At 58.1% G+C, this 21,080-nt stretch carries 16 protein-coding genes, 2 tRNA genes and 1 pseudogene; all 19 read left to right on the forward strand.

Annotated elements, in window-relative coordinates:
- Window positions 1-93 (forward strand): annotated as a pseudogene (locus RCH06_RS16635) (elongation factor Tu); the annotation flags it as partial.
- Window positions 94-112: 19 nt separating this feature from the next.
- Window positions 113-188: transfer RNA gene (locus tag RCH06_RS16640), tRNA-Trp, on the forward strand.
- Between the two features lie 134 nt (window positions 189-322).
- Complete coding sequence (gene secE / locus RCH06_RS16645; RefSeq protein ID WP_327082582.1) at window positions 323-706, forward strand: preprotein translocase subunit SecE; 384 nt, start codon at window positions 323-325, stop codon at window positions 704-706.
- A gap of 68 nt (window positions 707-774) precedes the next feature.
- The gene (gene nusG / locus RCH06_RS16650) at window positions 775-1,302 is read left to right on the forward strand and encodes a transcription termination/antitermination protein NusG (protein ID WP_442799711.1); all 528 of its coding nucleotides are present in this window, start codon (window positions 775-777) and stop codon (window positions 1,300-1,302) included.
- A 173-nt stretch (window positions 1,303-1,475) separates the two neighbouring features.
- Window positions 1,476-1,910, forward strand: a complete 435-nt coding sequence (gene rplK, locus RCH06_RS16655; protein WP_327082584.1) for a 50S ribosomal protein L11 — start codon at window positions 1,476-1,478, stop codon at window positions 1,908-1,910.
- A complete protein-coding gene (gene rplA / locus RCH06_RS16660; protein ID WP_327082585.1) occupies window positions 1,907-2,602 on the forward strand; it encodes a 50S ribosomal protein L1 in 696 nt (231 codons plus the stop codon). Before rplK ends, rplA begins: the two co-directional genes overlap by 4 nt.
- Before the next feature lie 274 nt (window positions 2,603-2,876).
- Entirely contained in the window at window positions 2,877-3,428 is a 552-nt protein-coding gene (gene rplJ / locus RCH06_RS16665) for a 50S ribosomal protein L10 (RefSeq protein WP_327082586.1), read from the forward strand.
- Window positions 3,429-3,512: 84 nt separating this feature from the next.
- Window positions 3,513-3,890 carry a 50S ribosomal protein L7/L12 gene (rplL, locus tag RCH06_RS16670; RefSeq protein ID WP_327082587.1) on the forward strand — a complete coding sequence of 126 codons (378 nt, stop codon included), beginning with the start codon at window positions 3,513-3,515 and terminating at the stop codon, window positions 3,888-3,890.
- A gap of 326 nt (window positions 3,891-4,216) precedes the next feature.
- Window positions 4,217-8,329: a DNA-directed RNA polymerase subunit beta gene (rpoB, locus tag RCH06_RS16675; protein WP_327082588.1), complete on the forward strand. Its 4,113-nt coding sequence runs from the start codon at window positions 4,217-4,219 to the stop codon at window positions 8,327-8,329.
- Window positions 8,330-8,404: 75 nt separating this feature from the next.
- Complete coding sequence (gene rpoC, locus RCH06_RS16680) at window positions 8,405-12,619, forward strand: DNA-directed RNA polymerase subunit beta' (protein ID WP_327082589.1); 4,215 nt, start codon at window positions 8,405-8,407, stop codon at window positions 12,617-12,619.
- A gap of 298 nt (window positions 12,620-12,917) precedes the next feature.
- Window positions 12,918-13,511, forward strand: a complete 594-nt coding sequence (locus RCH06_RS16685) for a LemA family protein (RefSeq protein ID WP_327082590.1) — start codon at window positions 12,918-12,920, stop codon at window positions 13,509-13,511.
- Window positions 13,512-13,591: 80 nt separating this feature from the next.
- Entirely contained in the window at window positions 13,592-14,611 is a 1,020-nt protein-coding gene (locus tag RCH06_RS16690) for a M48 family metalloprotease (RefSeq protein ID WP_327082591.1), read from the forward strand.
- A 161-nt stretch (window positions 14,612-14,772) separates the two neighbouring features.
- Entirely contained in the window at window positions 14,773-16,122 is a 1,350-nt protein-coding gene (rsmB, locus tag RCH06_RS16695; RefSeq protein WP_327082592.1) for a 16S rRNA (cytosine(967)-C(5))-methyltransferase RsmB, read from the forward strand.
- Complete coding sequence (locus RCH06_RS16700) at window positions 16,082-16,732, forward strand: DUF4390 domain-containing protein (protein WP_442799710.1); 651 nt, start codon at window positions 16,082-16,084, stop codon at window positions 16,730-16,732. Before rsmB ends, RCH06_RS16700 begins: the two co-directional genes overlap by 41 nt.
- Window positions 16,729-19,026 carry a sensor histidine kinase gene (locus RCH06_RS16705; RefSeq protein WP_327082594.1) on the forward strand — a complete coding sequence of 766 codons (2,298 nt, stop codon included), beginning with the start codon at window positions 16,729-16,731 and terminating at the stop codon, window positions 19,024-19,026. Before RCH06_RS16700 ends, RCH06_RS16705 begins: the two co-directional genes overlap by 4 nt.
- 81 nt (window positions 19,027-19,107) lie before the next feature.
- On the forward strand, window positions 19,108-19,785 hold the full coding sequence (locus RCH06_RS16710) for a response regulator (protein WP_327082595.1): 678 nt from the start codon (window positions 19,108-19,110) through the stop codon (window positions 19,783-19,785).
- 57 nt (window positions 19,786-19,842) lie between these two features.
- Window positions 19,843-19,918 (forward strand) — tRNA-Phe (locus RCH06_RS16715).
- 128 nt (window positions 19,919-20,046) lie between these two features.
- On the forward strand, window positions 20,047-20,409 hold the full coding sequence (locus RCH06_RS16720; RefSeq protein ID WP_327082596.1) for a transposase: 363 nt from the start codon (window positions 20,047-20,049) through the stop codon (window positions 20,407-20,409).
- Window positions 20,406-20,792 carry an IS5 family transposase gene (locus tag RCH06_RS16725; RefSeq protein ID WP_327082597.1) on the forward strand — a complete coding sequence of 129 codons (387 nt, stop codon included), beginning with the start codon at window positions 20,406-20,408 and terminating at the stop codon, window positions 20,790-20,792. The genes RCH06_RS16720 and RCH06_RS16725 overlap by 4 nt, the downstream gene beginning before the upstream one ends.
- Window positions 20,793-21,080: the final 288 nt, after the last annotated feature.

Raw genomic sequence — 21,080 nt, forward strand, 5'->3', positions numbered from 1 at the left:
AACCCGATCGCCATGGAAGAAGGCCTGCGCTTCGCCATTCGCGAAGGTGGCCGTACCGTGGGCGCTGGCGTTGTGGCCAAGATCCTCGCGTAATTGGTTCTAAGTTTCATGCAGGGGCATAGCTCAATTGGCAGAGCGTCGGTCTCCAAAACCGAAGGTTGATGGTTCGATTCCTTCTGCCCCTGCCACCCGATAGTTGATTAAATCAGCATCGAAAGTGGTTTAAAAGATAGTAATAAGCAGGCCCGCCGGAAGTTCAAAGCTTCGGGTGGGCTTAAGCGTCTGCAGAGATGCGTGAAATTGAATTGGAAATTCGGCAGCCATGGCCTCTACTCAAGTTGAAACCGTCAGTACCAATACCGATAAAGTCAAACTCAGTTTGGCTGTGGTCTTGGTATTGGCGTCCCTTGTGGGTTTCTATATGCTCAGCAAGCAAGGCCAAATTGCGCAGTGGGGCGTGTTGCTGGCCGGTCTGGTTGTTGCAATTGTCGTTTTTGTATCTTCGGAACTTGGCAAACAGTTTATTGCGTTTGGGCGCGATTCGGTTCGTGAGGTTAAAAAAGTCGTATGGCCTGCTCGCAGGGAGGCTGTCCAGATGACGGCGTACGTGTTTGGCTTTGTCGTAGTGATGGCATTGTTTTTATGGTTGACAGACAAGACACTTGAGTGGGTGTTCTACGATCTGATCCTTGGATGGAAAAGATAATGAGCGATCTGAACGATACGGTAGTCAATGACGTGTTGGTTGATGCCTCTTTGGCCCTCACGCCTGGTATGCAGTGGTACGTTGTCCACGCCTATTCCGGTATGGAAAAGGCAGCTGAGCGCAATATTGTTGAACGTATCAACCGCACTGGCATGCAGTCCAAATTCGGCCGCTTTCTGGTGCCTACTGAAGAAGTAGTCGAAATCAAGAATGGTCAGAAGAAAACGACAGAGCGTCGTTTCTTTCCGGGTTACGTGCTTGTTGAAATGGTGATGGACGACGAAACTTGGCATTTGGTGAAGCACACTAACAAGGTCACGGGTTTCGTTGGAGGAGCAAAAAATCGCCCTTCACCGATTTCTGAGGAAGAAGTCCAGAAGATCGTCAGCCAGATGCAAGTTGGTACAGAGAAACCACGCCACAAGGTTGAATTTGAAACGGGCGAATATGTGCGGGTTAAAGATGGCCCGTTCACCGACTTCAATGGCACGGTGGAAGAGGTCAACTACGAAAAGAACAAGGTTCGAGTCTCTGTAACGATTTTTGGACGTGCAACGCCAGTTGAACTGGAATTTAGCCAGATCGAAAAGACCTGATTTTTACTGTGTTAATAGATCCAAGTATATCTTTGGGTCTGATTAGATAAAATTTTGCGCTTTACAACTCGGCGTGAAGGGTTCTAAGGAATCCATCTTGAGTTGTGTAACCCCCGGGAAGTCAGAAACTTTTTTTAATAGTTTTTGGCGCTATGACCCGCAAGGAGAAAAGTATGGCGAAAAAAATCGTCGGTTTCGTCAAGCTGCAAGTGCCAGCTGGCAAGGCTAATCCATCACCACCAATCGGACCCGCTCTGGGTCAACGTGGCTTGAACATCATGGAGTTCTGCAAGGCTTTCAATGCCCAGACCCAAGGTGTTGAGCCGGGTCTGCCACTGCCAGTGGTGATTACTGCCTATGCAGACAAGAGCTTTACCTTCATCATCAAGACGCCACCGGCGATCACCTTGATCAAGAAGGCGATTAAGCTCGATAAGGGTTCGGCCACGCCGCATACCGCCAAGGTTGGCAAAATCACCCGCGCTCAGCTGGAAGAGATTGCCAAAGCCAAGATGAAAGATTTGACTGCGGCCGATCTGGACGCGGCAGTCCGTACTATTGCCGGTTCTGCCCGTTCCATGGGTGTGACGGTGGAGGGTGTTGTATGAGCAAGCTGACCAAACGCCAAAAAACCGTCGGTGACAAAATCGACAGCAACAAGCTGTACGCATTGCCTGACGCACTTGGACTTGTCAAAGAGTTCGCTGTCGCCAAGTTCGACGAGTCCATCGACGTAGCCGTCCAACTGGGTATTGATGCCAAGAAATCGGACCAGGTTGTTCGTGGTGCGGTCGTGATGCCTAACGGCACTGGCAAGACCAAGCGCGTTGCCGTGTTTGCCCAGGGTGCCAAGGCTGAAGAAGCAAAGGCTGCCGGTGCTGACATCGTCGGTATGGACGATCTGGCTGCCGACATCAAAGCGGGCAAGATGGACTTTGACGTCGTGATTGCTTCCCCTGATGCCATGCGTATCGTCGGTACGCTCGGCCAGATCCTTGGCCCACGCGGCCTGATGCCTAACCCCAAGGTTGGTACCGTGACGCCCGACGTGGCCACTGCTGTTCGCAACGCCAAAGCTGGTCAGGTCCAGTTCCGCGTTGACAAGGCTGGTATCGTGCATGGCACCATTGGTCGTCGTTCATTCGATACCGCCAAGCTGCAAGGCAATCTGGCTGCATTGGTCGACGCCTTGATCAAGGCCAAGCCTGCTACCAGCAAAGGCGTGTACTTGAAGAAAGTAGCTGTTTCGTCAACGATGGGTGTGGGCGTTCGCGTCGATACGCAAACCATCGCGGCTTGAGGTTAAAAATTTGAACAGCTCGCAAGAGTTGTTCAGTGTGGTGGGCTGCCGAGATTTTTTTGGCAGGTCATCCAGGACCGTTGGTGTGCCGACCTGAATAGCTTTTCTGGGCCAGTACTTAATCGAAAGACAGCCAACGCAGATGGCGGTTCCGCTGCTTGAATGATTTTGAAAAGAATCTTAAAACAGTTGGTCGCTGAACATGAGCGTGTTGAAGGATTGAAGCAGGTGCAAGCCAGCGCAAATCCAACAGCACATTTTTAAGGAGTAGACCTTGAGTCTCAATCGCAGTGAGAAACAAGCCGTCATTGATGAAGTGACAGGCCTCGCCGCTAAAGCTCAAACGCTCGTGATGGCGGAATACCGTGGCATCACGGTCGCTGACATGACCAAGCTGCGCAGCCAAGCCCGCGAAAAAGGCGTGACCCTGAGTGTTCTGAAGAACACCTTGGCTCGCCGTGCCGTGGCAGGTAGCGCATTTGAAGTCTTGTCCGACCAGATGACCGGTCCGTTGATCTACGGCTTTTCCATTGATGCTGTGGCGGCTGCAAAAGTAGTGGCTGACTTCGCGAAAACCAACGACAAGCTGGTAATTCGCGCAGGTGCATTCGCTGGGAAAACTCTGGATATCGAGGGCGTTAAGCAACTGGCCAGCATTCCTTCCAAGGAAGTATTGCTGGCGCAGTTGTGTGGCTTGCTGATGTCGCCTATTTCGCGTACCGCTGCTGTGCTTGCAGCGCTGTCCGCGCAACGTGGCGCTGGTGCAGAAGAAGTGGCGGAGGCTGCAGAGCCCGCCGCAGAAGCTACAGAAGCCGCAGCGGCGTAACCGACAGACCTTTGCGGGACAGGTTGCAGCGTAGAGCGCAAACCTTGTTCCCAACTGTTAAAGAAATTTTTTTAGGAATTCAAAATGGCATTCGATAAAGACGCATTCTTGACCGTGCTGGACAGCATGACGGTCCTCGAACTCAACGATCTGGTGAAAGCCATCGAAGAGAAATTTGGCGTGAGCGCAGCTTCCATGGCTGCTCCCGCTGCTGGCGGTGGCGGTGCAGGTGCTGCTGTTGCTGAAGAGAAGACCGAATTCAACGTCGTTCTGCTCGAAGCTGGCGCGCAAAAAGTGCAGGTCATCAAGGCCGTGCGCGAACTGACCGGTCTGGGCCTCAAAGAAGCCAAGGATCTGGTTGATGGCGCTCCAAAGAACGTCAAGGAAGCTGTCAGCAAGGTTGACGCAGAAGCCGCTAAGAAAAAGCTGGAAGATGCCGGCGCGAAAGTCGAACTCAAGTAATTCTTGCAGTTTGCGAAGGCTGGAAGACCTCCACGGGCTTCCAGCCTTTCCTGTTTCAGGAGAGTGCCCGCTGCGCCGGTTTGCTAGCTTCTTAACTACTAGCCAGAAAGTGTCTTTTTGAGCTGATGAAAAAATACCGGAAAAAAGATTAAAAGTAGTCTTTTTTCCAGTGTTTTCTGAATCCCGACTGCAGAAAACGCCTTGGTTCGGGTGCTGTGCAATGCATCACCGTCCGCCATGGTTGGTAGTGGCCAACCACCAAGTTGCCTGAATACGTGGTGTATTCGGGTTCGAGAGTCGCCAGAGCCCATCAACGCGGAGAACTCATGGCCTATTCCTTCACCGAACGCAAACGCATCCGCAAAAGCTTCGGCAACCGCGAAAGCGTGTTGACTGTTCCTTATTTACTGCAAATGCAGAAAGATGCGTACATCGCATTTCTGCAAGCCGATCGTGCGCCCCAAAAACGCGCGGTTGAGGGCCTCCAGGCCGCTTTTCAAAACGCTTTCCCCATCGTCTCGCACAATGGTTTTGTCGAGATGAAGTTCATCGAGTACAACCTGGCAAAACCTGCGTTTGACGTACGTGAATGCCAGACTCGTGGACTCACTTTTGCTTCGGCTGTTCGCGCCAAAGTGCAACTGATCATCTATGACCGCGAGTCATCGACGTCGCAGTCCAAGGTCGTCAAGGAAGTCAAAGAGCAAGAGGTCTATATGGGCGAAGTACCGCTCATGACTGACAAGGGCTCCTTTGTCATCAACGGCACCGAGCGCGTCATCGTGTCGCAGCTTCATCGTTCGCCTGGCGTGTTTTTCGAGCACGACAAGGGCAAGACCCACAGTTCGGGCAAGTTGCTGTTTTCGGCCCGGATTATTCCTTACCGTGGCTCATGGCTCGATTTTGAGTTTGATCCGAAGGACATCCTGTACTTCCGCGTGGACCGTCGCCGCAAGATGCCGGTCACGATCTTGCTCAAGGCCATTGGTCTGAACCACGAATCGATCTTGGCGAATTTCTTTGTGTTTGACAATTTCCGCCTGATGGACAGTGGCGCGCAAATGGAGTTTGTGGCTGAGCGCATGCGCGGCGAGGTCGCCCGTTTTGACCTGACCGACAAGACCGGCAAGGTTGTCGTGGCCAAGGACAAGCGCATCACGGTTCGCCATACCCGCGAACTGGAGCAAAGCGGCACCACCAGCATCAGCGTGCCGGAAGATTTCCTGATCGGCCGTGTGGTCGCCAAGAACATCATCGACGCCGATACGGGCGAGATCATTGCCAAGGCCAACGATGAACTGACCGAACTGCTGCTGAAAAAGCTGCGTACGGCTGGCATTCAGGACCTGCAGGTGCTTTACACCAATGAACTTGATCAGGGCGCGTACATTTCGCAAACCCTGCGCGCCGATGAAACGGCCGACGAGTTTGCCGCCCGCGTGGCCATCTACCGCATGATGCGCCCCGGTGAGCCGCCAACCGAAGATGCGGTTCAGGCCCTGTTCCAGCGCCTGTTCTACAACCCGGACACCTACGACCTGTCACGTGTGGGCCGCATGAAGTTCAACGCTCGCGTGGGCCGCGACGAATCCACCGGTCCGATGGTCATGACGAACGAGGACATCCTTGCCGTCGTCAAGATCCTCGTGGACCTGCGCAACGGCAACGGCGAAGTCGATGACATTGACCATCTCGGCAACCGCCGGGTGCGTTGTGTTGGCGAACTCGCTGAAAACCAGTACCGCACTGGTCTGGCGCGTATCGAAAAGGCAGTGAAAGAGCGTCTGGGTCAGGCCGAGCAAGAGCCGCTGATGCCACATGACCTGATCAACAGCAAGCCGATCTCGGCTGCGTTGAAAGAGTTCTTCGGCGCATCCCAGCTGTCGCAGTTCATGGACCAGACCAATCCGCTGGCCGAAATCACCCACAAGCGCCGTGTTTCAGCCCTTGGCCCCGGTGGTTTGACCCGCGAACGTGCCGGCTTTGAAGTGCGTGACGTGCACGTGACCCATTACGGTCGCGTGTGCCCGATTGAAACGCCCGAAGGTCCGAACATTGGCTTGATCAACTCGCTGGCCCTGTATGCCCGCCTGAACGAATACGGTTTCATTGAAACGCCGTACCGCCGGGTGGCTGACAGCAAGGTGACGATGGACATCGACTACCTGTCGGCCATCGAAGAAGGCAAGTATGTGATTGCCCAGGCCAATGCGGCGCTGGACAGCGAAGGCCGCCTGACCGGTGATCTGGTTTCTGCCCGTGAAAAAGGCGAATCAATCCTGGTCGGCGCCGAACGTGTTCAGTACATGGACGTGTCACCGGCGCAGATCGTGTCGGTGGCTGCTTCGCTGGTTCCGTTCCTGGAGCATGACGATGCCAACCGCGCCCTGATGGGCGCCAACATGTCGCGTCAGGCTGTGCCCGTGCTGCGTCCGGAAAAGCCGCTCGTCGGCACCGGTATCGAGCGCGTTGCGGCAGTCGATTCGGGGACGGTCGTCACGGCCACCCGTGGCGGTATCGTGGACTATGTCGATGCGACCCGCATCGTGGTGCGTGTCAATGATGCTGAAGCGCTGGCTGGCGAAATCGGTGTGGACATTTACAACCTGATCAAGTACCAGCGTTCCAACCAGAACACCAACATCCACCAGCGCCCCATCGTCAAGATGGGCGACAAGCTGGCCAAGGGTGATGTGGTGGCCGACGGCGCATCGACTGACCTGGGCGAAATCGCCATTGGTCAGAACATGCTGATCGGCTTCATGCCGTGGAACGGCTACAACTTCGAGGATTCGATCCTGATTTCCGAGCGTGTGGTGGCCGAAGACCGCTACACCTCGATTCATATCGAAGAACTCGTGGTGATGGCCCGTGACACCAAGCTGGGCTCAGAAGAAATCACGCGTGACATTCCGAACCTGTCGGAGCAGCAACTCAACCGTCTTGACGAATCCGGCATCATTTATGTTGGTGCCGAAGTCCAGCCGGGCGACACGCTGGTTGGCAAGGTCACGCCCAAGGGTGAAACCACGCTGACGCCGGAAGAAAAACTGCTGCGCGCCATCTTTGGCGAAAAAGCCAGCGATGTGAAAGACACTTCGCTGCGCGTGAGCCAGGGTTCGTCGGGCACCGTCATCGACGTGCAGGTCTTCACGCGTGAAGGCATCGTGCGTGACAAGCGTGCCCAGCAGATCATCGACGACGAGCTCAAGCGTTACCGGCTGGACCTGAATGACCAGCTTCGGATCGTGGAAGCCGACGCCTTTGACCGCATCGAAAAGCTGCTGACCGGTAAGATTGCCAACGGCGGACCGAAGAAGCTGGCCAAGGGTACCAAGCTCGACAAGGCCTACCTGACCGACGTTGAGAAATACCACTGGTTCGACATCCGTCCGGCCGATGATGAAGTCGCGACGCAGCTGGAAAGCATCAAGAACTCGATGGAGCAGACGCGTCACAGTTTTGACTTGTCTTTCGAGGAAAAGCGCAAGAAGCTGACGCAGGGCGACGAACTGCCTTCAGGCGTGCTCAAGATGGTCAAGGTTTACCTGGCCGTCAAGCGCCGCCTGCAGCCCGGCGACAAGATGGCCGGCCGTCACGGCAACAAGGGTGTGGTGTCCAAGATCGTTCCGGTCGAAGACATGCCCCACATGGCTGACGGTACGCCGTGCGACATCGTGCTGAACCCGCTGGGCGTGCCATCGCGCATGAACGTCGGTCAGGTGCTGGAAGTGCATCTGGGCTGGGCTGCCAAGGGCCTGGGCCACCGGATTGGCGACATGCTGCAGGCCGAGGCCAAAGTGGCCGAACTGCGCCAGTTCATGGACACGCTGTACAACAAGTCGGGCCGCACGGAAGACCTGGCTTCGCTCTCGGACCAGCAGGTCGTGGAGATGGCCCAGAACCTGACCACCGGAGTGCCATTTGCCACGCCAGTGTTTGACGGTGCTTCGGAAGCCGACATCATGACCATGCTGCAACTGGCTTACCCCGATGCAGTGGCCAAGGCCAAGGGCCTGACGCCGACGCGCACCCAGGCCCAGTTGTATGACGGCCGCACTGGCGATGCGTTTGAACGCACGACGACCGTCGGCTACATGCACTTTTTGAAGCTTCACCATCTGGTGGACGACAAGATGCACGCGCGCTCGACCGGTCCTTACAGCCTGGTCACGCAGCAGCCGCTGGGCGGCAAGGCCCAGTTCGGCGGCCAGCGTTTCGGCGAGATGGAAGTGTGGGCGCTGGAAGCCTATGGCGCGGCTTACGTGTTGCAGGAAATGCTCACGGTCAAGTCCGATGACGTGGTGGGTCGCACCAAGGTGTACGAGAGCATCGTCAAGGGCGAGCATGCGATTACCGCCGGCATGCCGGAGTCGTTCAACGTGCTGGTGAAGGAAATTCGCTCGCTTGGTATCGACATGGAACTCGAACGCAGCTAGTCCAGTGGCCTTGCGGGACAGACCAGGATTGCGAAGCAATCTGCTCTGTCCTCAACTGATTAAGAGGATTTACACATGAAATCATTACTAGACCTGTTCAAGCAGTTCACGCCGGATGAGCATTTCGATGCCATCAAGATCGGCATGGCCTCGCCTGAGAAAATTCGTTCGTGGTCTTTCGGCGAAGTCAAAAAGCCCGAGACCATCAACTACCGCACCTTCAAGCCCGAGCGAGACGGTCTCTTTTGCGCCAAGATCTTTGGCCCCATCAAGGACTATGAATGCCTGTGCGGCAAGTACAAGCGCCTCAAGCACCGCGGTGTCATCTGCGAGAAATGCGGCGTTGAAGTCACGCAGACCAAGGTTAGACGCGAGCGCATGGGTCACATCGACCTGGCCGCACCGTGCGCGCACATCTGGTTCCTGAAGTCGCTGCCATCGCGTCTGGGCCTGGTGCTCGACATGACGCTGCGCGACATCGAACGCGTGCTGTACTTTGAAGCCTATGTCGTCACCGACCCCGGCATGACCCCGCTGAAGAAATTCAGCATCATGTCGGAAGACGATTTCGACGCCAAGCGCAAGGAATACGGCGACGAATACACCGCCAAAATGGGCGCTGAAGGCATCAAAGACTTGCTCGAAGGGCTGGACCTTGATGTTGAAATCGACAAATTGCGCAATGACCTGACCGGCTCCGAGATCAAGATCAAGAAGAACGCCAAGCGCTTGAAATTGATGGAAGGATTCAAGAAATCCGGCATCAAGCCCGAGTGGATGGTGCTTGATGTGCTCCCGGTGCTGCCGCCAGACCTGCGTCCGCTGGTGCCACTGGACGGCGGCCGCTTTGCGACCTCTGACCTGAATGACCTGTACCGCCGCGTCATCAACCGCAACAGCCGTCTGCGCCGTTTGCTGGAACTGAAAGCGCCGGAAATCATTGCCCGCAATGAAAAACGCATGCTGCAGGAAGCCGTGGACAGCTTGCTGGACAACGGCCGTCGCGGCAAGGCCATGACGGGCGCCAACAAGCGCGCGCTGAAGTCGCTCGCCGACATGATCAAGGGCAAGTCAGGCCGTTTCCGCCAGAACTTGCTGGGCAAGCGCGTCGATTACTCGGGTCGTTCCGTGATTACCGTGGGCCCGACGCTCAAGCTGCACCAGTGCGGTTTGCCCAAGCTGATGGCGCTGGAGCTGTTCAAGCCTTTCATTTTTGCGCAGCTCGAAGTGCGTGGCATTGCCACCACCATCAAGGCCGCCAAGAAAGAAGTCGAAACCGGCACGCCGGTGGTCTGGGACATTCTGGAAGAGGTCATCAAAGAGCATCCGGTGATGCTCAACCGCGCGCCTACGCTGCACCGTCTGGGTATTCAGGCGTTTGAGCCGATCCTGATTGAAGGCAAGGCGATTCAACTGCATCCGCTCGTTTGCTCGGCTTTTAACGCCGACTTTGACGGTGACCAGATGGCCGTTCACGTGCCGCTGTCTGTCGAAGCGCAGATGGAAGCCCGGACCTTGATGCTGGCCTCGAACAACATCCTTTTCCCTGCCAACGGCGAGCCGTCTATCGTTCCATCGCAAGACGTGGTGCTGGGTCTGTACTACACGACCCGCGACCGCACCAATGGTAAGGGCGAGGGCCTGGTGTTCTCGGACACTGGCGAAGTGCGCCGCGCCTTTGACGCGGGCGAACTCGACCTGAACGCCCGCATCAGCGTGCGCCTGACCGAGTGGACCAAGGACAAGGAAACGAACGAGTTCGTGCCCTCGACCAGCCTGGTGGAAACCACCGGTGGCCGCGCACTGCTGTCCGAAATCCTGCCCAAGGGACTGCCTTTTTCCAACCTCAACAAGGCGTTGAAGAAAAAGGAAATCTCCAAGCTGATCAACGTGTCTTTCCGCAAATGCGGCTTGAAAGAGACCGTGGTGTTTGCCGACAAGCTGCTGCAGTCGGGCTTCCGCCTGGCGACCAAAGCCGGTATTTCGATTTGCATCGAAGACATGCTGGTGCCCAAGGAAAAGACCGCGATCATTGCGCACGCCCAGAAGGAAGTCAAAGAGATCGAGCAGCAGTATGTCTCGGGTCTGGTGACGGCCGGCGAGCGCTACAACAAGGTGGTCGATATCTGGGGCAAGTCGGGCGACGAGGTCTCCAAGGCCATGATGGCTCAGCTGTCCAAGGAAAAGGTCATTGACCGCCACGGCAAGGAAGTCGAGCAGGATTCGTTCAACTCGATTTACATGATGGCCGACTCGGGCGCTCGCGGTTCTGCCGCGCAGATTCGCCAGGTGGCTGGTATGCGCGGTTTGATGGCCAAGCCTGACGGCTCGATCATTGAGACGCCAATTACCGCCAACTTCCGCGAAGGCCTGAACGTGCTGGAGTACTTCATCTCCACGCACGGTGCCCGTAAGGGTCTGGCTGACACGGCGCTGAAAACAGCCAATTCCGGTTACCTCACCCGCCGTTTGTGCGATGTGGTGCAGGATCTGGTGGTGACCGAAGATGACTGCGAAACACTCGACGGCTCGGTGATGCGCGCCATTGTCGAGGGCGGCGAGGTCATCGAATCCCTGCGTGACCGTGTTCTTGGCCGCACCGTGGTTGAAGACGTGCTGCACCCCGAGAACCGCTCGGTTCTGCTGGCGGCCGGTACCCTGCTGGACGAAGACCTGATTGACGTGCTCGAAGCCGCTGGCGCTGACGAAGTCAAGGTTCGCACGGCGCTGACCTGCGAAACCCGCTTTGGTCTGTGCGCCAAGTGCTATGGCCGTGACCTGGGTCGCGGCGGTCTGATCAACATCGGCGAAGCGGTCGGTATCATCGCCGCCCAGTCGATTGGTGAGCCTGGCACGCAGCTGACGATGCGGACTTTCCACATCGGTGGCGCGGCTTCGCGTGCAGCGATTGCGTCCAGCGTCGAAGCCAAGTCCAACGGCGTGATCGGTTTCAATGCACCGATGCGCTATGTGACCAACGGCAAAGGCGACCTGGTGGTGATTGCCCGTTCCGGCGAAATCGTCATCCATGACGAGCATGGCCGCGAGCGCGAGCGCCACAAGGTGCCGTACGGCGCGACGCTGACCGTCAAGATCGACCAGACCATCAAGGCCGGTGCGATTCTGGCCAACTGGGATCCGCTGACGCGTCCGATCATTACCGAATTCGCCGGCAAGGTGCAGTTTGAGAATGTGGAAGACGGCGTCACGGTGGCCAAGCAGGTGGACGATGTGACCGGTTTGTCGACGCTGGTGGTGATTGATCCGAAGCGCCGTGGCTCGACCAAGGCGGGTCTGCCGCGGGTCAAGCTGATCGACGCGACGGGTAACGAAGTCAAGATTCCCGGTACCGATCACTCGGTGACGATTGGCTTCCAGATCGGTGCGCTGGTTCAGGTGCGTGACGGACAGGAAGTGGGCCCCGGCGAAGTGCTGGCCCGCATCCCGATCGAAGGCCAGAAAACCCGTGACATTACCGGCGGTTTGCCGCGTGTGGCCGAGTTGTTTGAAGCCCGTACGCCGAAAGACAAGGGCATGCTGGCCGAAATGACCGGTACCGTGTCGTTCGGCAAGGAAACCAAGGGCAAGGTTCGCCTGGTCATCACTGATCCTGAAGGCAAGCTCTGGGAAGAGCTGGTTCCGAAGGAAAAGAACATCCTGGTCCACGAAGGCCAGGTGGTGAACAAGGGCGAGTCGATTGTTGACGGCCCGGCTGACCCGCAAGACATCTTGCGCCTGCTGGGCGTGGCCGAACTGGCCCGCTACATCGTCGACGAAGTGCAGGACGTTTACCGTCTGCAGGGTGTGAAGATCAACGACAAGCACATCGAAGTGATTGTTCGCCAGATGCTGCGCCGCGTGGTCGTTGAAAACGTCGGTGACACCACCTACATCGCCGGTGAACAGGTCGAGCGTTCGGCGCTGCTGGATGTCAACGACGCCCTGCGCGCCGATGGCAAGATTCCGGCAACGTTCAGCAACTTGTTGCTGGGTATCACGAAGGCATCGCTGTCGACCGATTCGTTTATTTCTGCGGCTTCCTTCCAGGAAACCACCCGCGTGCTGACCGAAGCGGCCATCATGGGCAAGCGCGACGAGTTGCGTGGACTGAAAGAAAACGTGATCGTCGGCCGCCTGATCCCTGCCGGCACCGGCATGGCCTACCACGAAGCCCGCAAGGCCAAGGACCTGATGGACGACTCCGAGCGTCGCGCCATCGCCGAGTCCGAAGCGGCTGAACTGGAAGCTACGCAGGCCGAAACCAGCGGTGAAAACGCCGCCGCCGAGTAAGTTCGACAAATCCGAAGCGCCCTGAAAAGCGCCTGGCCCCACCCCTGCAAAGGCGTGGGGCTTTTTTCTGTCTAAAAACTCTATTTTTTAACAAAATAGGGCTGTGGCGCAATGGATACGGGCGCTGGCAGCTATTAATTAAATAGCGTTTTGAAAATTCCATGTGCGCTGGGCTGTCCTGCAAAAGTTTTTGATCGCAGGCGCGGCCCTGCTGTGTCATTGCTGGGTCAGTAAAATCAAGTGACAAAACGTTAAAAACAGCGCGTCAGGTGATTCTGGCTTTTTCAAGGAATTTCTCATGTCCTTTCAAACGATGGTCTACATCACTTTGCTGGCCCTGGCCGTATTCTGGGCGGTAGGTGCCTACAACCGGCTGATACGGCTTAAAAACATCATCGCCAATGCGTTTGGACAGATTGATGTGCAGCTCAAACGCCGCTATGACCTGATTCCCAATCTGGTTGAAGCGGCCAAAAAATACCTGCAGCATGAGCAGGCAACGCTGGAGTCGGTGATCGCCGCCCGCAACCAGGCGCGCAGCGCCAGCGATGCGGCGCGAAGCCGCCCCGGCCAAGCCGACGCTGTCATCGCACTGGCGGCGGCCGAGCAAACGCTGGGCGGCAGCTTGGGGCGGCTGTTTGCGCTGGCCGAGGCTTATCCTGATCTGAAGGCCGACCAGACCATCCGCGAACTGAGCGAAGAACTCACCAGCACCGAAAACAAGGTTGGTTTTGCGCGCCAGGCCTACAACGACGCCGTTCTGGACTACAACAATGCGCAAGGCCAGTTTCCTGCCCTGCTAATAGCCCGGCTGTTTGGCTTTGTGCCGTCGGCGATGCTGCAGGCGACCGAGAACGCCGTGGAGCGCCAGGCTGTACGCATAAAAATGTAACCCTATGGCCCCCACGCTTGCCACTTCGCGTACTGCGCGCAGGGAACTGCACGCAGTGAACGACCCAGGGGGTTCACCCGATGCGATTTTTTGAAGAGCAGGAAAAAGCACACGCGCAAACCCGGCGCCTGTTGCTGCTGTTTGGCCTGGCCGTCATCGCCCTGGTGCTGGCCGTCAATGGGGCGCTGGCGCTGACCTGGCGGCTGGTGTCGTCCGGATGGCACGGCTATCCGGCTTATTTTTTTAGTGTCAATACGGCGGTGACGCTGCTGTTTGTGCTGGGCGGCTGGTGGCTTGAAACTTCTGTCCTGCAAGGGGGCGGTGAAGCCCTGGCGCGCCAGGTCGGTGCGCGCGAGGCCTGGCCTGCCAGCCGCGAGGCCGAACGCCGGCTGTGCAATATCGTCAGCGAGTTGTCGATTGCAGCCAGATTGACGCCGCCGCAAGCCATGGTGCTGCCGCGTGAAGAAAGCATCAACGCGTTCGCGGCCGGCTGGGACGAAACGGACGCCATCGTGGCCGTCACGCAGGGCGCGCTTGACTGCTTGAGCCGCGATGAATTGCAGGGTTTGCTGGCCCACGAGTTCAGCCATCTGCGCGAAGGCGATACGCGCCTGAACATGCGGCTGGCGGGCATGGTGTACGGGCTGGAAATGGTCTTCAACCTGGGGCGCAGCATGTGCGCGCCGGATGACGACGGCAACCGTTCCTTTCTGGCGCTGCCGGGTTTTGCCATCATGGCCACCGGCTCGCTGGGCTGGCTGGCCGGGCGGGCGCTGAAAGCCGCCGTGTCGCGCCAGCGCGAGTTTCTGGCCGATGCGCGCGCCGTACAGTTCACGCGCAGCAAGGACGGGCTGGGTGGCGTGCTGCGCAAGGTGGCGGGCGAACGGGCGGGGGAAGGCCGTCGCCCTGACGGCAGGGTGCGCAATCTGCACCCGGCGGTTCACCATATGCTGCTGGTCAGTGCGGCCACGCAGAGCGACTGGTTTGCCAGTCATCCGCCGCTGGCCGAACGCATCCGCCGCATTTACGGACGGCCCATGGCGGCGCTGTCTGCGCGGCCGGATGACCAAGCCGTGACGCGGCCCGACGCGCTGTTTTGAGGGCGTGAAGTCTGCGCACCCTTGGCGTCTTCACCCGATGCACAGTCTTTAGCGCAGGCTTCGTGTTAGCTGCACGCGGCAGGCTGGTCTAATAGGGGCGCACCGTCCGCCTCCGGACGGGTTTAACGCTGGTTTCTGCAAGGCCGGCCCTGATCGAATCCATGTCATCTCATCCCGCTCCAACCCTTTCCGCACAAGTCCCGTTATGGCGCCAGCTTCAAGGCGCAGCTTCCATTTTGATGGCCGTTCGTGACGGCCAGTCGATGACGCCTGCCCTTGACGATGTGGATGCCCAACTGCGCCCCGGCGTTCAGGCGCTGTCCTTTCATGCGCTGCGCTGGCTGGGCCGCGCCGAAGCGCTGCGCCAGCAACTCGCCAAACGCCCGCCGCCGCCTGAAGCCGATGCGCTGCTGTGCGTCGCGCTGGCGCTGGCTTGCTCTGAAGAAGACGCGCCTTACACCGCCCACACGCTGGTCGATCAGGCGGTCGAGGCGGCCAAACGCAGCGACGCAACGCTGCATCAGGCCAGCTTTATCAACGGCTGCCTGCGCCGCTTCCTGCGCGAGCAGGGCGAGCTGATGGCGCTGACCGAAAAAAGCCCGCAAGCCGTCTGGAACCATCCGCAGTGGTGGATAGACCGGGTGCGAAAAGACCATCCGGCGCAGTGGCAGGAAATTTTGCGCGCCAACAACAGCCGCGCACCGCTGATTTTGCGGATTAATGAACGAAAAACGACTCAAGCGCAGTATGTGCAAGCGCTGCTAGCTATGGATATAGGAGCGTTTCCGGTCGGCGAGCATGGCGTGGTGCTGACCGAGGCACGCCCGGTCAATGCGCTGCCAGGCTTTGCCGAAGGCCATTTTTCAGTGCAGGACGCCGCTGCCCAGCTGGCCGCGCCTTTGTTGCTCAACGAACTCAGTCCGGCTGGCGGCGCGGCGCGGCTGAATATTCTGGATGCCTGCGCCGCACCCGGCGGCAAGACGGCGCATCTGCTGGAGCTGGCCGACTGCGAGGTCACCGCGCTGGACATTGACGCCCGGCGCTGCGAACGCATTGCGCAGAACCTGCAGCGCCTGGGCCTGCAGGCGCACATCGTGGTCGGCGACGCCAGCCGGCCCAAAGACTGGTGGGATGGCCGGCTGTATGACGGCATCTTGCTCGATGCACCCTGTACGGCATCGGGCATCGTGCGCCGCCACCCCGACGTGCGCTGGCTGCGCCGGCCAACCGACATTGCCCAATTGGCCAGTATTCAGGCCAAGCTGCTCGACACGCTGTGGCCGTTGCTCAAACCCGGCGGGCGCATGGTTTATTGCACCTGCTCGGTTTTCAGGGCCGAGGGCGAACAGCAGATACAAACGTTTGTTGCGCACCACACCGATGCGCTGTTAATGCCTTCGCCTGGGCATTTGCTGCCCCAAAGTGGCGCCAGCGACGCCGTCTTCCCGGACAATTTGCTGCGTGAACACGATGGCTTTTATTACGCACTCCTTGAAAAACGCAGCATTTGATGCGATTGCGCGCTTTGTGCTGGTGGCGTGCGTGTGCCTGCTGTTGGCGCCACGTCCCAGCGCAGCAGCGCCAACTGAAATTACCCAGCTGCGGGTAGAGCGGGCAGACGACGGCGTGTACCTGTCGGCCAATGTGCGGTTTGACGTTCCGGCGGTGGTCGAAGACGCGCTGCTCAAGGGCATTGCCATTTTTTTTGTCGTCGAAGCCGATATCTACCGTGACCGCTGGTACTGGACCGACCCGCGCGTGGCCAGCGCCGCGCGCACCCTGCGGCTGGCTTACCAGCCCTTGACCGGCCGCTGGCGCGTCAACATCGTCTCCGGCCTGATCACCAGCTCGTCCGGCTTGCGCGCCACGCTGAATCAAAACTATGAAACCCTGCCCGAAGCCCTGTCGGCCATTCAGCGGCTGTCCCGCTGGAAAATCGCTGAGGTCTCCGAGATTGAGGCAGACGCCAATTACGCGCTTGAGCTCAATTTCAGGCTTGATTTGTCGCAACTGCCGCGACCTTTCCAGATTGGGGTGGCCGGGCAACGCGACTGGACTATTTCCGCACAGATCAAGGATCAGCTCCGGCTGACGCCTGCAGGCGTCGAGGGCGCCAAATGATTCCGCCCGTCAACCTGAACGCCTTGAAAAGCAGCGCGGCTTTTCGCTGGACTGTGGGTCTGGGCGCTGGCGTGGTGGTGGCGCTAGGCCTGGTGCTGCTGTTTTTGCTGACCCAGGCCACCGGCAATCGCGAGCTTTACGAACGCAATTACACGCTTTTGCTCGGGCTGAATGTGGCCGTCGCCGCCTTGCTGGTGCTGGTGATTGGCTGGATTGCGCTGCGGCTGGTGCTGCGTTTGCGTCAGGGCCGGTTTGGCAGCCGTCTGCTGGTCAAGCTGGCGGCCATTTTTGCGCTGGTCGGCCTGATGCCGGGGTTGATGATTTATGTGGTGTCTTACCAGTTCGTCTCGCGCTCGATTGAAAGCTGGTTTGATGTGGAAGTGGAGGGCGCTTTGGCCGCCGGCCTGAACCTGGGCCGCGCAACGCTCGATACCCTGGCCGCTGACCTGGCCACCAAGACGCGTCAGGCGGCCACGCAGTTATCGGAAATTCCTGATTCCATCGTCGGCCTGAATATTGAGCGTCTGCGCGACCAGCTGGGTGCCAGCGACGTGGTGCTCTGGAGCGCCTCCGGCCAGTTGATTGCCAGTGCCGGCCAGTCTCGGTATTTAATCCAGCCCGAGCGACCTTCGCTGCAGCAGTTGCGCAACGCACGCAGCCAGCAGGTCACCACCCAGATCGAAGGGCTTGACGAAATGGTGCAAGGCGGCAATGGTGAGCTGGGTGTTGATAACAGCGTCGGCCCGCCCGTGCCTGGCGCGGCCACGGCAGCACGCGTCAAGGCGATTGCCGTGGTCAATGACCCGGATCTCAGCGTGCTGGGGCAGTCGCGCTTTTTGCAGATCACCACCGTGCTGCCCGCCAGCTTGGTGGCCAACGCCATTGCCGTGCAAGAGGCCAACCGCCAATACCAGGAGCGCGCCCTGGCGCGCGGCGGCTTGCGCAAGATGTATATCGGCACGCTGACGCTCAGTCTTTTTCTGGCCGTATTCGGCGCTGTGCTGCTGGCTGTCGTGCTGGGCAATCAGCTGGCCAAACCCCTGCTGCTGCTGGCTGAAGGGGTCAAGCAGGTGGCCCAGGGCGATCTGACGCCCAAAGCGGCGCTGAAAGGCAAGGACGAACTGGGTGGGCTGACGCGATCGTTTGCCGACATGACGCAGCAGCTGGCCGACGCCCGAACAGCAGTGCAGCACAGCATGAGCCAGGTCGATGCGTCACGCGCCAATCTGCAGACCATTCTGGACAACCTCACCGCTGGCGTCATCGTGCTCGATGTGAATGGACATCTTCAGTCGAGCAACCCGGGCGCCAGCCGTATCCTGCGCGCGCCGATGCAGGCGTACCAGGGGCAGTCGCTGGGTGAAGTGCCCGGACTTGAAATTTTTGCCAAAGACGTGCTGGCCCAGTTCGCTGACTACCTCAGCAACAATGCCGCGCAAACCGTGGCGCACTGGCAGCAGTCATTTGAACTCCATGCCGCAGGTCACGGCGCCAGCGACAACGCCATCACGTTGATCGCGCGTGGCGCCAAAATGCCGGGTACGCAAGAGTATTTGCTGGTGTTCGACGACATTTCCGACATGGTTTCGGCGCAGCGGGCGGAGGCGTGGGGCGAAGTGGCGCGCAGGCTGGCGCATGAGATCAAGAATCCGCTCACGCCCATCCAGTTGTCAGCCGAGCGCCTGGAGATGAAGCTGACAGGCAAGCTGGGGCCGACCGAACAGGCGCTGCTGACCAAATCGGTTAAAACCATCGTTGACCAGGTCGATGCCATGAAGCGCCTGGTCAACGAGTTTCGCGACTACGCGCGCCTGCCTGCGGCTGAACTGGTGCCTGTCGACCTCAATGCGCTCATCAGCGATGTGCTGCAGCTCTACCACAGTGACTCTTCCAGTCCGGCAGGGCCGGTCATCGTCGAGTTCGACCCCAAGGCCCGTCCGATTCTGGGCGATGCCCACCTCTTGCGCCAGGTCATCCACAACCTGCTGCAAAACGCGCAGGATGCCCAAGAAGGCAAGGAGGGCGCACGGGTCACGCTTAAAACCGACTACTCCGAAAGCTCGAACCGGGTACGGCTGACGGTGCGTGACAATGGCGCAGGGTTTCCAGAGCACATTCTCAAACGCGCGTTTGAGCCTTATGTCACCACCAAGGTCAAAGGCACGGGCCTGGGGCTGGCCGTGGTCAAGAAAATTGCCGACGAGCACGGTGCGCGCATCGATATTTCCAACCGCGTCTGTGGCGGTGTCGTGCAGGGCGCACAAGTGTCGTTATCATTTGCGGTCGCCGCTTGACAAAATGCGCAACCGAGCCGTTTTATAAAACGCCACATCAGCAACACAAACATCACTAACAGGCAGGGCATTAATTCAATCATGGCAAATATTCTGGTGGTCGACGACGAGCTGGGCATACGCGACCTACTCTCAGAAATTCTCAATGATGAGGGGCACCACGTCGATCTGGCTGAAAATGCCGCTCAGGCCCGCGCCGCCCGCGCTTTGGCCCGGCCCGACCTGGTGCTGCTCGACATCTGGATGCCCGACACCGATGGCGTGACGCTGCTCAAAGAGTGGTCGTCCAGCGGCCTGCTGACCATGCCCGTCATCATGATGAGTGGCCATGCCACGATCGACACGGCGGTAGAGGCGACGAAAATTGGTGCTATCGCCTTCCTGGAAAAACCCATCACCTTGCAAAAGCTGCTGAAAGCCGTCGAGCAAGGCCTGGCCCGAAGCCTTTCCCGCCCACCCAAAACCCTCAATCCGGCCCTGCCGGCGGTCGACTTTGTGCCGGAACTGGTGACGACGAGCGGCACCATCATGGCCGTGCCCCAGGACAAGGGGATGCAGTCGACCCAGAGCTTTATGCTGGAAAAACCCCTGCGCGACGCCCGCGACGAGTTTGAAAAAGCGTATTTTGAATTTCACCTGGCCAAGGAAGGCGGCTCCATGACCCGCGTGGCCGAAAAAACTGGCCTGGAGCGCACCCATCTGTACCGAAAATTGAAGCAGCTGGGCGTCGATCTGACACGCGGCAAGCGCGGTGCCTGAATTTGAAGCTGGAAAGCGGAAAAACCACCTTCAGGCTGATATATACTCTTGTGCTCAGGCCCGGTAGCTCAGTCGGTAGAGCAGAGGATTGAAAATCCTTGTGTCGGTGGTTCGATTCCGCCCCAGGCCACCAGTATCAATGCGCCCCAGCGCCCTTTTAGGGTTCTGGGGCGTTTCTACGTTCTTACTCAAATTTTTACAATTTCTAGGGCGTGTTATTGAAGTAGTGTTCAATTGGTCTCTCATTTTTGGAGATTTTCAATGACACAACAGCGCCATGCCCTAATCGATGCGCAATGGCAGCGCATGGTTGTTCATCTTCCCCCTGTACTGGGGCGTCCCGGGCGTGATGACCGACTGTTCATTGATGCGGTTCTGTGGATTGCTAAAACATGCTCGCCTTGGCGGGATCTGCCTGTCCACCTTGGCGCATGGGCGCAGGTCTACCAGCGCTTTGCCCGCTGGAGCGAGCGGGGGCATTTCCGAGCGCTGTTCCTCGCTTTTCAAGAACCCGATCACGAGCAGCTGATGGTGGACTCGACCTCTTGCAAGGCGCATCAGGCGAGCGCTGGAGCGCAAAAAAAAATGGACCTCAAGCGATTGGCGTCTCTCGCGGCGGATTGAACACCAAAATTCATGCGGTATGCGATGCCCTGGGCAATCCTTTGCGCTTCAAGTTGACGGCTGGCAACAAGTCCGATACGCCCGAGTTGATTGGGTTGATTCAGGGTTTGCCTGGGCAGGAGCTGCTGGCCGACAAAGCCTACGACAGTGATGCCATCGTGCAGGAGGCGATCGACAAAAGTATGCAAGTGGTTATTGCACCCAAAGCCAACCGCAAGGAAAAGAGTGCGTTTGATGCACTGAAGTACCGGGCGCGCCATCTGGTGGAGAACCTGTTTCAGCGCATGAAGGTCTACCGCAGAGTGGCAACGCGCTACGAGAAGCTCGATGACCGCTTTTTGAGCATCGTGCACTTGGTTGGCACGATGAAATGGCTCCATTAACTTCAATAACACGCCCTAGTGCATTAAATTTAAAGAAATTTATCCGTAAAGCCGCCCTGGACTTGCTCCTCGGCGGCTCTTTCTTTGTTCAGTTCAAAGACGAATGTTTATGCAAATCGTATGCCATGAGTCACTGGCCTTCATTCAAAAGAACCCTAAAGTTGAATTGGCGATTCTGATCGAGCAACGTCTGTCTGACCTTGCCCCCAGAAAACGTATCCCTTGCTGAGTGGTTCAATTCAGACAAGGAAAACGAAAATGACAAAGACATCAAGGGCCAAGTACACG

The sequence above is a fragment of the Polaromonas sp. CG_9.5 genome (genome assembly GCF_035984465.1).
Lineage (GTDB): Bacteria > Pseudomonadota > Gammaproteobacteria > Burkholderiales > Burkholderiaceae_C > Polaromonas.

Bases quoted from the DNA above. Each gene is read 5' to 3' on its own strand.
- RCH06_RS16690 (WP_327082591.1), top strand. From the start codon at position 13,592: ATGCGATTTTTTGAAGAGCAGGAAAAAGCACACGCGCAAACCCGGCGC.
- RCH06_RS16700 (WP_442799710.1), top strand. From the start codon at position 16,082: ATGGCTTTTATTACGCACTCCTTGAAAAACGCAGCATTTGATGCGATT.
- rpoB (WP_327082588.1), top strand. From the start codon at position 4,217: ATGGCCTATTCCTTCACCGAACGCAAACGCATCCGCAAAAGCTTCGGC.
- rplL (WP_327082587.1), top strand. From the start codon at position 3,513: ATGGCATTCGATAAAGACGCATTCTTGACCGTGCTGGACAGCATGACG.
- rpoC (WP_327082589.1), top strand. From the start codon at position 8,405: ATGAAATCATTACTAGACCTGTTCAAGCAGTTCACGCCGGATGAGCAT.
- secE (WP_327082582.1), top strand. From the start codon at position 323: ATGGCCTCTACTCAAGTTGAAACCGTCAGTACCAATACCGATAAAGTC.
- rplA (WP_327082585.1), top strand. From the start codon at position 1,907: ATGAGCAAGCTGACCAAACGCCAAAAAACCGTCGGTGACAAAATCGAC.
- RCH06_RS16710 (WP_327082595.1), top strand. From the start codon at position 19,108: ATGGCAAATATTCTGGTGGTCGACGACGAGCTGGGCATACGCGACCTA.
- nusG (WP_442799711.1), top strand. From the start codon at position 775: ATGCAGTGGTACGTTGTCCACGCCTATTCCGGTATGGAAAAGGCAGCT.
- rplK (WP_327082584.1), top strand. From the start codon at position 1,476: ATGGCGAAAAAAATCGTCGGTTTCGTCAAGCTGCAAGTGCCAGCTGGC.
- rsmB (WP_327082592.1), top strand. From the start codon at position 14,773: ATGTCATCTCATCCCGCTCCAACCCTTTCCGCACAAGTCCCGTTATGG.
- RCH06_RS16685 (WP_327082590.1), top strand. From the start codon at position 12,918: ATGTCCTTTCAAACGATGGTCTACATCACTTTGCTGGCCCTGGCCGTA.
- RCH06_RS16705 (WP_327082594.1), top strand. From the start codon at position 16,729: ATGATTCCGCCCGTCAACCTGAACGCCTTGAAAAGCAGCGCGGCTTTT.
- RCH06_RS16720 (WP_327082596.1), top strand. From the start codon at position 20,047: ATGACACAACAGCGCCATGCCCTAATCGATGCGCAATGGCAGCGCATG.